We start from the raw sequence: 14866 nt of genomic DNA on the forward strand, positions 1-14866 counted from the left end.
CGCCTGACTTAAGGCAGAGCGCGTCCGGCGAGGGCGATGCCGGCCAGGTTCTTCGATCGGGGGACGTGGCGCATGATGACGCGATCGAACACGCCGGTCGCCTGGCCGAACGCCGCGAGATAAGGCTGGAGTTGGGGGCTGCGGCAGGGCCACGCCCCGCTCGCCTGCCGGATCACCAACGTCGAATCGCCCACGAACCGGACGTCGCGAACCTGCGCCGCCGTGGCGAGTTCGACGGCGAACAGCAGCGCCAGCCACTCCGCTTCGTTGTTGTCGCCCAAACCGATATCGTCGCGAAAATGGGTCTGGCCGGCATGGACGACGGCGATCTCCATCGGGCCGGGGTTGGGCCGGCTGCCCCCGTCGAAGTGGAAGATCGCACGTTGCATCGCCAGCGGTGTATCATGGGAAAGGGCGACCGGCATCCCGGCCGCCCCCATTCGGATCAGCTCAGCGGATCTTGCCGCTGAACGATACGCCGATGATGCGCGGTTCGTTGTAGACGGCGGCCATGTAGTTCTCGATCACGCCCTTGAGGTTCTTCTCGTTCGTGATGTTGCGGGCGAACGCCGCGATCTCGAACGTGCCGGTGTCGTAGCCGACCTTCAGGCCGCCCTCGAAGTTGCCCTTCGAGAAGAACTCGTCGGTCTTGTAGAGAACGAAGTTGGTGTAGCCCTGGACGTTCCAGTCGGTGGAGATGAACACCTTGGATGTATCGCTGATCGGGATATCGTAACGCGCGGTGGCGTTCAGCGTGTACTTCGGCGCGTTGGGCAGCGGGTTGCCGTTGATCTGCGCGAAGTAGGTCGTGCCTGTGCCGGTGCCGCGCGTGATCAGCGGGTCGTTGACGGTGCACACAAGCACCCCGTTCAGGCTGCACGCCTGTGCGAACACGCGGTTGTCCTTGATCTCGGTGTGCAGCAGGCTTCCGCCCAGCGAAAGCGAAAGGTTCTCGACGGGCCGATATTCCAGCTCGGCTTCCATGCCATAGGCTTCGGCCTTGTCGGCATTGAACAGCACGCCGTTGCCGTTGGAATCGTTGCCGTTGAGCTGGATGTCCTTGAGGTTCCAGTAGAACGCGCTGGCGTTGAAGCGCAGGGTGTTGTCCAGCAGCTGGCTCTTGAAACCGGCTTCGTACGAGGTGATCGTCTCGGAATCCGCGGTGGTGAAGTCCGAACCGAACACGGCCGAGCGGCCCTGGATCGTCGGGCCGCGGAAACCGCGCGCGATGCGGGCATAGAGGCTGAGATCCGGCGTCGCCTGGTACAACGCGCTCACGTCCCAGCTGGGCTTCTTGTCCTCAAGCTCGACGAAGCGGCGGCCGGTGTAGGTGACCGCGTTGGTGATCGTGTTCGCGGTCTTGAGCAGGCGCGTCTTCTTGTCGTCGTCGGTGTAGCGGCCGCCGGCGGTGATCGTGAACTTGTCGCCGATCTTGTAGCTGGCCTGACCGAACACCGCCCACGAGGTGTTGACGTTGCGCAGGCGTACCCAGTTGTTGGGGTTGTTGCTGTTCGGGTTGGTGGCCGAGGCCGGCGCGGTCAGGAAGAAGCGGCGCTGGTAGAAGTCGGTCGTGTCGCGGCTGTCGAAATAGAAGCCGCCGACCTGCCACTTGAACGCGGTGTCGCCGGTGCTGGCAAGGCGCAGTTCCTGCGTCCACTGGTCGAGGTCGCGGATCTGGCCCTGCGACTCGCCATAGCCATTGGCGACGCCGTTGAACGGGAAGTTGGCCGCGGCGCCACCATCGGTGTCACCCCGGCTGTAGCCCTTGGTGGTTTCGTAGGCGGTGATCGACGTCAGCGCCGCCGGGCCGAAGTCCCAGGTGACGTGGGCCGATGCGCCCTTGGTCTTGTAGGCTTGGGGATTGTTCTGCGCCTCGTCGAAGGCGACCGAGCTGCGCGGGGCGATCGGATCGTTCGAGCCCTTCACCAGTCCACCGCGCAGGAACAGCGTCGAAGTCCCCTCGTAATCGCGATAGTGGCCCGACAGCAGGACCGAGAAGTTGTCCGTCGGCGTCAGCAGCACCTGCAGACGCGCGTTGCGATCATCGAAGCCGCCCATGACGTTCTTCATCGGCGTGACGGTGCCGTCGAAGCTGGGGCCGGCATAGGTGTTGTCGACCCAGTCGTCGCGATGCTGCACGAACACCGAAGCGCGCACGGCGATCTTGTCGGCCACGATCGGGCCGCCGATGCCCGCATCCATCGTCACCGTCTTGTAGCTGCCGACGCTGAGCGAGGCCTGTCCGTCAAGCGTCTGGGTGGGGCGGGCGGTGTCGAACTTGATGATGCCGGCGGTGGTGTTGCGGCCGAACAGCGAGCCTTGCGGACCGCGCAGCACTTCGACTTGCGCCACGTCGAACACCGGGTTCGACTTGAGCACGACATGCTCCAGCACGACGTCGTCCTGGATGATCGACACCGGCTGCGATGCGCCGAGGTAGAAGTCGATGTTGCCCAGGCCGCGAATGTAGAAGCGCGGGAAGATGCGTCCGGTCGTCGATTCGGCGTAGAGGCCGGGGACACGGCCCGACAGCGAGAGCAGCGTGTCTTCGCCGCCCGAGGTGAAGGTGCGCACGTCGTCGCCGCGCAGCACGCCCACGGACAGCGGCACGTCGATGAGCCGCTGCTGGCGGCGCTGCGCGGTCACGACGATGTCGGCGCCTTCCGCAGGCTGCGCGCTCGCGGTCGTGCCGGCATCGGCGGCGGCCGAATTGTCGGCGGGGGCGGCCGGGGCCGTCTGGGCGATGGCCATGCCCGGCAGTGCGCTTGCACCAAGCGCCAGAACGCTGAGGATCAACGCGCGATGCTGCTTGTACGAAGTCATTCGAGAGATTCCTTTGTCACCGGTTTCGCGGCCCCCACAGCCGCGCCTTGGTGGCGCGGTTCCCTCTGCTCGGCGGCGTTGGCGCGCCCCTAATCCCGCTTGATGTGACATTGGTGACAATATTTCATATTGTTGCGCTTTGTCCGCAACGTGGTGCCGGGCTGCAACAATCGGGCGAGGCGGCAGGCGGCCATTCGAGGTCATTGTCGCGATCGGCACGGCGCGCCCTTGTGTAAAAGCGCGAGATAGGCCAAGGAGCGCGTTCGCATGACACCAGCATCCACTCCGCCGCTTCTCACGGAAGCGCTCGCCGCGCGCGGTTATACCGCGCTCACTCCTGTTCAAAGCGCCGTTCTCGAACCTGAAGCCGAGGGGCGCGACCTTGTCGTCTCGGCCAAGACCGGCTCGGGCAAGACCGTCGCCTTCGGCCTCGGCATGGCCGCGCAGCTGTTCGAAGGCGAGGGCCTGCCCCGCGCCGCGACGCCGCTCGCGCTCATCATCGCACCGACTCGCGAACTGGCCTTGCAGGTCAGCCGCGAGCTTGGCTGGCTGTACGAAAAGGCCGGCGCGCGCATCGCCATCTGCGTCGGCGGCATGGATGCCTCGAAAGAGCGTCGCGCCCTGAACCACGGCGCCCACATCGTCGTCGGCACGCCCGGCCGTCTTCGCGACCACCTTGAGCGCGGGGCGCTCGACCTGTCGGCCTTGAAGGTCGCCATCCTCGACGAAGCGGACGAGATGCTCGACATGGGCTTCCGCGAGGATCTCGAACAGATCCTCGACGGCACGCCCGAAGGCCGTCGCACGCTGTTGTTTTCGGCGACGATGCCAAAGCCCATCGTGGCGCTGGCCAAGCGCTACCAGCGCGATGCCTTGCGCATTTCGACCGTAGGCGAGGATCGCGGCCATGGCGACATCGCTTACCAGTGCGTCACCGTCTCTCCGTCCGATATCGAGCATGTGGCGATCAACCTGCTGCGCCTTCACGAAGCGGATACGGCGATGCTGTTCTGCGCCACGCGCGACAACGTCCGCCATTTGCACGCCAGCCTGACCGAGCGCGGCTTCGAAGCCGTCGCGCTGTCGGGCGAGCATAGCCAGAACGAGCGCAACGCGGCGTTGCAGGCGCTGCGTGATCGCCGCGCCCGCGTTTGCGTCGCCACAGACGTAGCCGCACGCGGCATCGATCTGCCTTCGCTCAGCCTCGTGATCCACGTCGAATTGCCGCGTGATGCCGAGACGCTGCAGCACCGTTCCGGCCGTACCGGTCGCGCCGGCAAGAAGGGCACCGCCGTGCTCATCGTGCCTTATCCGCGCCGTCGCCGGGTCGAAGGCATGCTGCGCGATGCCCGGGTGCAGGCCGAATGGATCACCGCGCCGACACCTGACGACATCCGCGCCCGCGATCGTGAGCGCACGCTGGAGGCGCTACTGGCCCCGGTCGAGTTCGACGACGAGGATCGCGAGCTCGGCGCTCGCCTGCTGGCGGAACGCACGCCCGAGGATATCGCCGCGGCTCTGGTGCGTGCGTACCGCGCCGCGCTGCCGAGCCCAGAGGAACTGATCGAGGGCACGCCCGAAGCGCGCAAGGCGGCGCAGGTCGAAAAGCATCGCCCCGGCTTCGAGGACACGGTCTGGTTCCGGATGGACATCGGTCGCCGCCAGAACGCCGATCCGCGCTGGATCCTGCCGCTGCTGTGCCGTCGCGGGCATGTCACCAAGACCGAGATCGGCGCGATCCGCATTGCCGCCACTGAAACCTGGTTCCAGATCCCCAGCACCATCGCCGGCAAGTTCAGCGCCGCCGTCGCCCGCACTGCCGGCGCCGATGGCTCTGACGAGAGCGGCGTGCGCATCGAACTGGCCGAAGGCGGCCCGGCCGATACGCCACGCGGAGCAGCCCGGCAGAACCGCAGCGGTCCGCGCGAAGGCCGCCCCCAGCATGCCGGTGGTGGCAAGCCGCACCGCAAGGGCCCGCGCGCCCGCTGACATAGCGTGCTGGCCGGCTCTCTCGGGCTCGGCTGGATGTCGCGATCAGGCGGGTCTAAGGCCCGAGATCAGGGCATGAAGTTCGGCGCCCTCGGCACTGCCGGGGGCCCAGCGACCGGCGGCAAAGGCGATCAGCCGGTGCACGAAGTCGAGCTTGAGCATCACGCCGGGTGACAGGCTGAACGGATAGAGATCGCGGTGACCCATGCTGCGCGAGACCTCGTTGAGCTTGAACGCGAGCGTGATCCAGGCGCGGCCCAGTTCGGCGAAGCTGGCGGTGTAGGGATCGACCGAGGGTTGCCCCCCATCCGCGACTTGCGCCAGCCCGGTCTCGCGGATCGTTGCGAGCGTATCGACGATGTGTAGGTAGTGCGCGAAAGTCTCGGCGAAATCCTCCCACGGATGCGTCGCGGCATAGCTGGAGATATGCCGTTCCTGCCAGTCGGACGGCGCTCCTTGCGCATAGTGGCGCCGCAGGGCGGCGGCATAATCGGCGCGATCGTCGCCGAATAGCGCGCGAAACGGCCCGAGGTCTGACGATGGCTCGACCAGCCGGTGCCAGTAGTAGTGTGCGATCTCATGGCGAAAATGGCCGAGCAACGTGCGGTACGGTTCCTTGAGCGCCTGGCGGATGCGTTCACGCGCGGCGTCGTCCGCCTCGATGATGTTGAGGGTGATGACGCCGAATGCATGGCCGGTGGTGAACTGTGGAGGCGCGCCGTTCTCCGCGACCGGATCGTAGAGGAAGTCGAACTGGATCGGCGCCCCGCCCCGCGCGGTGACCGGCAGGCCCAGCCGCAGCACGCCATGCAGCATCCGCCGCTTGGCGTCCTCGATCCGGCGCCAGCGATCGAGGACGCCCGCCACGGTCAGGTCCGGGATGATGCGATTGAGCCCGCATGCCAGGCAACGATCGTCTTTCGCCGTTGCCGCGACGAGCCAGTTGCAGGCGCCGAACGCGGTGTTGCGACAGGGCACGAGATCGCCGCGCAACCCGGTGGTGTCGATCCACCCGCCCACATCGATATCGAGCGCGAGGAAGGTGTCGCCGCGCCAGTCGAAGCCAACCGGGCGAAGGCAGGCATCGCAATGCCGGCTCTCGAACGGCAGCGCATTCGCGCAGGCGGGGCAAGATCTGGTCGGCATTTCAACTTTCGTCATGTGAGCGCGGCATGGCTAGCTGGCACACAAACGTCCGTTGCGGCACACTGTTGCCCGTTTTTCAGGCAATCGGGCCGGGAGGCGCGGTCTAACTTGACATGGTGAACCGTTTAGGTTATATGGTGCAGCACTGGAGCAGGTCTCGGCCTGATCCGGTAAACGGCGGGTGCGGGGAACGATGCGCATCGTTCGACCAACCCCGCACCGTGCGGCCGGCGCTTCACAGACGGGCGCCTGCACCCGATGCGATGGCTAACGATCGGCATACCGGCGGTACGTCCGCAGGCTCTCCCGATCGTTCAAACCGGCGGCGTTTTTGCGAACCTTTCGCCGCCGGAGCTTCGCATGAAAAAGAAGGTCGAGCTGGCGGTCCGCTTACGCGCTTCCCCCGTCAGCCAGTCGCGAGATGGAACGCGAGCCAAGCCTGTCGCGTCAGGCACCCCGCGCCGGCCGCAACGTCCGCCGTGTGTCTTTCCTGGCGTTATCCCGCGCTCGCCGGCGGGCATGTTAGCGCGTCCGGCGGCGCCTGATACCGTCTCGCCACCTGCTTCATCATTCCCGGCGATGCAGGAATGATGAGTGGCAGGGGCGTATCATCCTCTCGATTGCAGCTGGTGGGCTTCAGGCTCCGGCCATCGCCAGGCCACGGTTCGAGCCATCGGTAATGACCGCCAACATCTGGCGATAGTACCGTGCGAGTTCGAGGTGAAGCGTGCGCTTCTCGGCGCGCCGTGCGCCGGCCGCGATCAGATAGCAGCGATCGATCCGGCGGGTCAGGAATTCACGAGTCCAGAAACTGCGCATCCATCGTCTCCTGTTCAACATCGTTCAACCCAGTAAGTAGAGTATTGCCACAACGGTTTCGGCAGTCAAACCCACTTGAGCCGAGTTGCCGAAACCTTGCGCCGAGCTGAACGAACCCGCCATCCGATCCTGCTTATCGCGCTCCCTTCGTGGCCAGCCATGCCGCCATCTGCTTGCGCTGGGCAGGGCGCGTGGCGAGTCGCTGCTTGAGGCTGGTCAGCGCCTGGATCACCGGCTTGGCTTCGTCCGCGGGAAGCGTGGCAGCATAGGCCTGCAGCTTACCGACCATCGCCGGGTCGGTGCTGGCGGCGACGATCCGCGCGATGAACCGTGGACGGCCCGCATGCTCGACCAGCTTGTTGACCGCGTCCTGGTTAGCACGGACGAAGTCGAACGTCAGTTCCGGGTGCACGCGCCCGACCGAGGTCATCATCTGCGCCGCGCTGGTGGCGTCGGGCGTGCCCGAGATCGCCAGTGCCAGCGTCGCGTTCGCCAGCGTCTCGTCCTGGGCGAGGCCCAGCGTGCTGTAGTACAGCTGGCGTTCGACGATGCTGGAGACCTTGCCGGCCTGCTGGCGCATCAGATCCCAATCGCTGCGCGTCGCCTGCCGGGCGGCGGCTTCGAGCCAGTCACGCTTGAGCGGCCCGTCGAGCGCCTTGGGGTTGGTGGGCAATGCTTGCAGGCGGCGGCGCGCTTCGGCTCCGACGTCCGGGTTGCGCACGGTGCCAAGCGTATCGACCAGTTGCGCGCGCAGCTTGGTATCGGTCAGCGGCTCACCCGCCACCGGATCGAACCCCAGCTTCTGCAGGCGAGGCAACCATGTTCGCGAGACCAGCGCGGCGTACTGCTGCTTGGCCGGACCATCCTCCAGCACGGCGTCGAGGCCTTCCCACTGCGCTGCGGCCTTTTCCGACAGTGTCGCGTCCGCCGTCGCCGGGACCGCCGCCAGCAGGTTCAGCCCGGCGGCCATGTCCTGATAACCCGCCAGCGACAGCGTCATGTTGTCACGCAAGAGGCCGTACTGGTCGATCGGTGCGAGCGAGCCGAAGCTGCCGGTCAGCCGGGCCAGCGACTTGGCATCGTAGAGCGTGCGATAGTAGCCCAGCTGCCCACTGTTCACCAACGCCGCGTCGCATCCTGGCACGGTGACGGTGTCGGTCTTTCCGGTCATCAGATGGCGCGTGGGGGCGGCATCGCTGGCGCGGATCAGCAGCGGTAGCGGCCAGGTCGGCTTCTGGCCCGCCCGGTCCGAAGGATCGAGCGAGAACGCACCTTGCGCCAGTTGCAGGTTGGTCTTGCCAGCCTTGCAGGACGTGGCGGTTACGCGCAGCAAGGGGACGCCGGGGATGCGGGTAAAAGCGTCGGCGATGCGGTTGACGTCGTTGCCGCCAGCGCCCTCGATCGCGGTCCACAAGTCCTTGCTGACCGTGTTCGAATAGGCGTGGGCCTGCATGTAGCTGCGGATGCCACTGCGCCAGGTATCCTCACCCACGTAATCCTCGAGCATGGCGATCGTCGCCTGACCCTTTTCGTAGGTGATCGAATCGAAGGCCTGTTCCATCTCGGACGCGGTGCGCACCTTCTGCACCACGGCATGGGTGGTCGGCAGCGCGTCGAGCGCCATCGCCGACTCGCGGCCATCGATGGCATTCAGCTTCCAGCCCCATTCGGGATGGAAGTGATCGGTGATCTTGTCCGCCATCCAGCTGGCGAAACCTTCGTTGAGCCAGATGTCGTCCCACCAGCCCATCGTCACCAGATCGCCGAACCACTGGTGCGCGGTTTCGTGCGCCTGCACGCTGTAGATGTCCTGCTTTTCGCCGGGGCTGGTGGTGGCGGGATCGAGCAGCAGGATGCGCTCGAACGTCATGATCGCGCCCCAGTTCTCCATCGCGCCGAAGAACTGCGAGCTGCCCGGAGCGGCGATGTTGTCGAGCTTGGGCAGCGGGAACTTCACGCCGAAATAGTCGTCGTACCAAGGCAGGATCTCGGCGAGCGAGTCACGGGCGTAGTCGGCCTTGGCGCCGCTGCCGGTCGCCGAGACGATGCCGACTTCGACACCATCGGTCGCCTTGCGGGCGGTCCGCTCGAAATCGCCGACGCCGAAGAACAGCAGGTACGAACTCATCCGCGGCGTGGTGGCGAAGGTGACGCGCTTGCGCCCGCCGCCCAGCTTCTTTTCGCTGGCGACCGGCATGTTGCTCAACGCCATCTGGTCGGCAGGGACCACAGCGGCAAGGTCGAACGTCGCCTTGTAGCTGGGTTCGTCGAAGCTGGGCACGAAGCGGCGCGCGTCGGGCGCCTCGAACTGGGTGAACAGACCACGCACGCTGCGGCCGGTGCGCTTGTCGGGGTAGTCGAGCGCGAACAGGCCCGACGGCTGCGTGCCGATCGTGCCGGTATAGGCGATGTCGAGGCGGTACGTACCGGGCTGGATCGCGGCAGGCGCCGCGAAACGCAGCAGCTGCGCCTTGTCGTCGACGGTCACCTGCAGCGGCACGCCCGCGCCTCCCGCTTGCGGGATCAGCCGGGCCGAAGAAACTTTGAGGCTGTTGCCGTGCAGGGTCAGGCCCTGGCTGGCGGCGAACACCCTGATGTCGATCGCGACCTTGCCCGAGAACGTCAGGGCCTTGGCGTCCGGGGTCACTTCGATGCTGTAGTGGGTGGGACGGGCGGTGCGCGGCAGATCGCTCGGGATCGTCTCGGGCAGCGGAGCGGCATCCGCGGCGGCTGCAGCGGGGCTGGGCGCGGATGCGGCGATGGCCGGCAACGAGACTGCCAGGGCGATCACGGCGGAGGCAGACGCGAGAGAGCGAAGGAATGGGCGCATGGCGTGACGTGCTCCGAAAGGTGTTGTTTTTACGGCGGCCTGCCACACGTCTAGACATCGGCGGCGACGCGATCCAGCCCATACCCTGCCGATCGCGCACCTTGGCCGATGACCCCCGCGTGGCGGATGGCTATGACCGGCACAACGAGACAAACGGGAGAGTGTTGCCATGCCATCTTCAGACCCTGCCACGACCTACAAGATCCTGTTGCCGATGAAGCGCAAGCCGGGCATGTCGGTCGAGGCGTTCCGCGATTACTACGAGAACCATCACGCACCGCTGGCGGCCAAATCGTCGGGGATGCTTAGCCGTTACGTCCGCCGCTACCTCGAGCCGCACCGCCACCCGGAAACCGGCGAGCCGGGCGAACTGCCCTACGACGTCATCACCGAACTGTGGTTTGACGACGAGGCGACGTTTCGCGGCACGCTGTCCTATCTGACCAGCACCCTGATGCCGGACGAGATCGTCGCGGACGAGCAACAGCTGTTCGACCGTTCCTCGTTCCGGATCCTGACCGTGATCGAGTGCGACACCGATCTCGACGCGGTGAGGGCGGCTCAGCAGGGCTGAACGCCGGCTGCCCGCGCCGTTGGTGGATCAGGGGCGGGGGCCGGGCGCTCCGGCCGGTCGGCTGAAGAACAGCTTGCGCAAGGTCAACTGGAAGCTGCGTCCGACCGGGTCGATGATGTTGCGGTTGTAGGCCAGCGGGGTCGTTCCGGTGCCGTCGCGGACCTGCTGGCGGGCATCGAACACGTTGGCGACCGCGAAGGTGATCCGTGCCCCACGCAGGAACGGCACCTTGTCGACCAGCTTGGGCCGTTGGCCCAGATCCGCGAAGAAGCGAAGATTGAACGTCGCCAGCGAGTCGAAACGCAACTGCGAGGTCGGGAAGCCATCGATCCCGTCGACCCTGGTGGCGCTTTGCCAATCGCCATTGAGCCGCACGCCAAGGCCGCTTTGCGAGTAGCCGGCCTGAAGCTCGACCTGATGGCGCGGGGTGCCGCCGCCGCTGGCGCCGATGGTGCCGCCGTCGAGCAGGTCGATGCTGGGCTGGCCATCGCGCAGCACCGCGCGATCGGACAGCACCCAGGTGTGATAGACCGAAAAGGTCAGCCGTCCACCGCGCCCGCCACCGCCGCCGCCAAACCCACCGAAACCGCCGCGTCCGCCACCAGCGCCGCGCGCGCCACCGCCCCCGCTGCCGCGATCACCGCCGGCATCCGCGCCGCCGGGCGCCCGGGCCGGCGTACCGGCGTCGTTCGCCGCGCCATCGGGACCGCCTCCGGGTGCGGCACCCGGGCCATCGTCCGATCGAGGGCGATCACCGTCCGGCCGGTCACCGCGACCTTCGCCGTCACGACCGGGAAAGCCGTTGGGAAAGCGTTTCTGAAAGCTGGCGCGCATGGCATCGATCTGGGCTTGCGGCGTCTTGAGCGACTTGGTGAAGGTGATCCCCATCCGCAGTTGCGAGCGGTCTTCGCTGGCGATGTTGATCGGTCGCAGGTCGACCGAGATGAGGCTGCCGTTGGCATCACGCACGAAGCGTTCGGGGAACGCCGCCAGCACGTCCGGGGTCGCACCGGGCAGCGCGACGATCTGGCCACTCTGCCAGCTGCGGTTGTAGTCGAGGTTGAGGGTGATGCCCGGCTTGTCGAACCGCAGCGTGCTGCCCAGCCGCAAGTTGCGCAGGCTTGCTTGCGCCAGCAGCGGATTGCCCCCGGTCAGCGCGTTGACGCGGACCGACTGTCCGCGCGAATAATCGAACAGGTCGAAGTTTTCGGTGGTGATCACCGCATCGCCGACCTGTGCGGCGGTCGGTGCGCTCTGGTCGTCGCGATAGCTGCCGATCAGGCTCAGCCGCGCAGTCGGGTTCCAGACGAGGCCACCGCCCAGCGTGCGCAAGGTGCCGAACCCACCGACCTGCCGGACCCCGGCGTTGCCGTTGAGCGACAGGCGACCGGCACCCGGGAACAGCGGTACCGCCCGGCTGCTGAGCGGCACGTCGATGTTGACCGACGCCTGCCCTTCGTCGCGCGACACGCCGGTGTCCTGAACCAGGCCGCCACGTGTGATCGTGCCATCCGACCGGAAGGTCGAACCGCCCGCAGCGAAAGTCGTCGTCACCGCACCGGCCGGAACCTTGAAGGGTGAGGTGGTTGCGAGCAGGTTCACGTCGGCGCTGTCGTTGTTGTTGCGCGAGACGTCGGCGCGTTGCGGCACCAGGAATGGTCCCGCGATCGGCAGGTCGGGATCGGCCAGCGGATCGCCGGCGGCGACCGCCGCGGCATACGTCGCCAGGTTCAGCGGTCGCTGCGAAATGGCGCGGGTATCGGTGTGGTCGTAATTGCCGGTGGCGGTCCACTGCCATTTCGCGGTCGTGCCGTTCAGCGTCAGCCCCATGTGGCCGGTCTGGCGCGAGTTGCTGTTGCGCAAGGGGTTCAGACCATCCACGCCGGGTACGAACACGGTGTCGGCCGGTCCGGTGGCATAAGGACTGCCGCCGGGAATCGTCACCGGGCGCACGGCGCTGCCGCGCAGGCTGCGGCTTTCGTTGGTGGTGACTTCCCCGTTGACGGTCGCCAGCCATACCCGTGACAGCGGCTTGGCCCAGGTGCCTGTCAGCGTCAGCGCCTGGGTTTCGGGCGTCAGGGTGCGGTTCCTGCCATTGTCGCCCGCCGTGTTCAGGCCACGATCGCCTTCGAGGATGGCGTTGTTCTGCGTGTAGTTCGCATCGAGGTTGATCCGCTCGCCGCGTCTGATCGCGAGGAAATCGCCCCGTGATGTCAGCCGCAGGCCATCACCCTGCGTGCCCAATCGCCCGCCACCTTCGGCCGCGAAGGCGCGGAAGCGTTGGCGCAGCACGATGTTCACGACCTTCTGGGTGGCCGGAAAGCCATACTTCAGCGCGACTTCCTCGGGCAGGATCTCGACCCGCTGGATCGCCTCGGTGGGGATCGTCCCGATCTCGCGCAGGCTGGCGATGCGCCGCCCTTCGAGCAGGACCACCGGCGAGCCGCCGCCACCGCTCTGCGTTTGCGGGGCGAGTTCCGCCAGCAGGTCGTTGACGCTCGAGACGCCCAGCGCCCGGACGTCGCCAGCGTCGAGGGTGACTTCGGGGGCGACATCGCCGACGACCGAGCCGCGCGGCCGCTGGCCCGAGACGACGATCTCCTCGGGCTCTTCGGCGACCGCCTCCTGCGCCAGCGCGGCACCGGAGGGAACGAAGCCGACCGCCGCGCTGAGCAGCAGTCCGGCACGTCTGGCTGTAGAAGTCACATTGGCCCCGATCATCGATTTACCCACCCTTGTCCCGCTGGCTTTCGCCATGGCGGAATTGGACGCCCCATGGCGTCGCATTTTGTATCAATTGGTGACAGGCCCGGCGCTGCCTGCCTTCAATCCAGCCGGATCAATCGCTCCGGGCCGACCGCACGCAGGTCGCGACAGCCCAGTTGCGCCATCACCGCTTCGGTTTCGGTGCGCAGCAGATGCAGCACATGCGCCACGCCGGCCATTCCGGCCACCGCCAGCGCATGCATCTGGGGCCGGCCGAGCAGCACCGCGGTGGCGCCAAGAGCCAGCGCCTTGACCACGTCCGCGCCCGTTCGCACCCCCCCATCCACCAGCAGCGGCACCTTGCCGTCGGTCGCCTCGCGTACATTGGCGAGCACGTCGATGGCGCTGGGCAAGCCATCCAGCACCCGTCCACCGTGGTTGGAGACCACCAGGCCGTCGGCGCCCATGTCCACCGCCTGCCGTGCATCCTCGCCCAGCAACATGCCCTTGACCAGGATCGGCAGATGCGTCGCCGCGCGCAGCCAGGCCAGGTCTTCCCAGCGCGGCGCATTGTCCGCCAGCGCGGTGCCCAGCAGGATGCTTCCGCCCGGCACGGCCGTCTGCTGCAGGCGCGGCATCCGGCTGAGGTTCGCGGCCTCGACACCGGGCGGCAAGGTGATCCCCGACAGCTTGATCGCGGCATCGACGGTCAGCACGATCGCTTCGTACCCGGCCGCTTCGGCGCGACGTACCAGCGCCAGCGAATGCTCGCGCTCGGGCTGGAGATAGAGCTGGAACCACAGCGGTGGTGTCGTGGTCGTCAATTGCCGCGCCGCATCCGCCGCCGCCTCGGCGATCGCCTCCAGCGTGACGCTCGCCAAAGTGCTGACGATCATCCCGGCCTGCAGCGCGGTGGCCGCACGCACGACCGCAAGCTCGCCCTCGGGATGGGCAAGGCGCTGGTAGGCCATCGGCGCCAGCAGCACGGGCGATGCATGTTCGCGGCCCAGCAGCGACAGCTTGGTATTGCCCCCGCGTAAGTCCGCCATGGCACGCGGCAGGAAGCCCCAGCGGGCGAACGCGGCGCGGTTCTCCGCCACGCTGCGACCCGCGCCGGAACCTTCCTGAACGTGGGCCCAGGCCTCGGGCGAAAAGTGCTGTTGGGCCACCTGCTCGTAATCGGCCAGAGTGGCGATGCCGCCCGGTACTCCGGCGTGCGCTGGCCGCGGCGTCACGTCTGCGACCATTGCCGCAGCAGGTTGTGATAGACTTGTGTCAGCGTGTCGACGGACTGGTGTTCGGGGTGGTCGGTCGCGACCGACTGGATCGCTCCGTCCAGTTCGAACAGCAGCCGGCGGCGTTCGGCCGACGCGACGAAGCTTTGCACCCAGAAGAACGCGGCGAGGCGGGTTCCGCGCGTGACCGGCTCGACCCGGTGCAGGCTGGATCCCGGATAGACGATCGCGTGCCCCGCCGGCAGTCTGGCGGCGTGGGTGCCGAACATATCCTCGATCACCAGTTCGCCCCCGTCGTAGTCCTCGGGATCGCTGAGGAACAGCGTCGCCGAGATGTCGGACCGAACGTGCTCGCCGGTGCCGGGAAGCGGGAAAATCGCGTTGTCGACGTGGTTGCCGTAATGGCCCTGACCGTCATAGCGCGAGAAGCGCGGTGGCAGCACCCGGGCGGGCAGGGCGGCGGCGATGAACAGCGGGGTCTGGGCCAGCCTTGCCAGCACCCGCTGGCCCAGCTCGCGCGCCAGGGGGTGTTCGAGGGCGAGCTGCTCGTTCTGCTTCACCCGGGCCGCCCGATGACCGGCAGTGGCGCGGCCATCGCCCCAGTCGGCGCTTTCCAGCGCGGCGCGCATACCGCGTACTTCGTCGGGCGTGAACAGTTCGGGGATCTCGATGACCATCGGCTCTCTCTTGCCCGTATCGTGAGCCAAGGCAACGCCAGGCGACCGGTCAAGCCCGGCGGACGCA

At 67.1% G+C, this 14866-nt stretch carries 10 protein-coding genes; 2 read left to right on the forward strand and 8 right to left on the reverse strand.

Features of this window, described 5'->3' with window-relative positions:
• Positions 1–8 precede the first annotated feature (8 nt).
• Positions 9–425, reverse strand: a complete 417-nt coding sequence (locus ACXJ1Z_RS10865; protein ID WP_463776621.1) for a ribonuclease HI family protein — start codon at positions 423–425, stop codon at positions 9–11.
• A 25-nt stretch (positions 426–450) separates the two neighbouring features.
• Positions 451–2823: a TonB-dependent receptor gene (locus tag ACXJ1Z_RS10870; protein ID WP_463776623.1), complete on the reverse strand. Its 2373-nt coding sequence runs from the start codon at positions 2821–2823 to the stop codon at positions 451–453.
• A 267-nt stretch (positions 2824–3090) separates the two neighbouring features.
• Here ACXJ1Z_RS10870 and ACXJ1Z_RS10875 point away from each other — a divergent pair, with 267 nt between their 5' ends.
• On the forward strand, positions 3091–4812 hold the full coding sequence (locus ACXJ1Z_RS10875; RefSeq protein WP_463776624.1) for a DEAD/DEAH box helicase: 1722 nt from the start codon (positions 3091–3093) through the stop codon (positions 4810–4812).
• Between the two features lie 45 nt (positions 4813–4857).
• On the opposite strand, the gene ACXJ1Z_RS10880 is transcribed toward ACXJ1Z_RS10875, so the two are convergent.
• The 3 genes from ACXJ1Z_RS10880 to ACXJ1Z_RS10890 form a co-directional block, all read right to left on the reverse strand.
• A complete protein-coding gene (locus tag ACXJ1Z_RS10880; protein WP_463776625.1) occupies positions 4858–5958 on the reverse strand; it encodes a zinc-binding metallopeptidase family protein in 1101 nt (366 codons plus the stop codon).
• A gap of 636 nt (positions 5959–6594) precedes the next feature.
• Positions 6595–6777, reverse strand: coding sequence for a hypothetical protein (locus ACXJ1Z_RS10885; protein ID WP_463776626.1), 183 nt, complete (start codon positions 6775–6777; stop codon positions 6595–6597).
• Between the two features lie 133 nt (positions 6778–6910).
• The gene (locus ACXJ1Z_RS10890; RefSeq protein ID WP_463776628.1) at positions 6911–9607 is read right to left on the reverse strand and encodes a M1 family metallopeptidase; all 2697 of its coding nucleotides are present in this window, start codon (positions 9605–9607) and stop codon (positions 6911–6913) included.
• A gap of 169 nt (positions 9608–9776) precedes the next feature.
• Here ACXJ1Z_RS10890 and ACXJ1Z_RS10895 point away from each other — a divergent pair, with 169 nt between their 5' ends.
• On the forward strand, positions 9777–10181 hold the full coding sequence (locus ACXJ1Z_RS10895) for an EthD domain-containing protein (protein ID WP_463776629.1): 405 nt from the start codon (positions 9777–9779) through the stop codon (positions 10179–10181).
• A 27-nt stretch (positions 10182–10208) separates the two neighbouring features.
• Here ACXJ1Z_RS10895 and ACXJ1Z_RS10900 read toward each other — a convergent pair whose 3' ends face one another.
• The 3 genes from ACXJ1Z_RS10900 to ACXJ1Z_RS10910 form a co-directional block, all read right to left on the reverse strand.
• Complete coding sequence (locus tag ACXJ1Z_RS10900; RefSeq protein ID WP_463776630.1) at positions 10209–12902, reverse strand: TonB-dependent receptor; 2694 nt, start codon at positions 12900–12902, stop codon at positions 10209–10211.
• Positions 12903–13006: 104 nt separating this feature from the next.
• The gene (locus ACXJ1Z_RS10905) at positions 13007–14122 is read right to left on the reverse strand and encodes an alpha-hydroxy acid oxidase (RefSeq protein WP_463776631.1); all 1116 of its coding nucleotides are present in this window, start codon (positions 14120–14122) and stop codon (positions 13007–13009) included.
• Positions 14119–14799 (reverse strand): Fe2+-dependent dioxygenase, encoded by a 681-nt coding sequence (locus ACXJ1Z_RS10910; RefSeq protein WP_463776633.1) that lies wholly within the window; start codon positions 14797–14799, stop codon positions 14119–14121. Before ACXJ1Z_RS10910 ends, ACXJ1Z_RS10905 begins: the two co-directional genes overlap by 4 nt.
• Between the last annotated feature and the right edge of the window lie 67 nt (positions 14800–14866).

It is taken from the genome of Novosphingobium sp. TK46 (assembly GCF_055361525.1).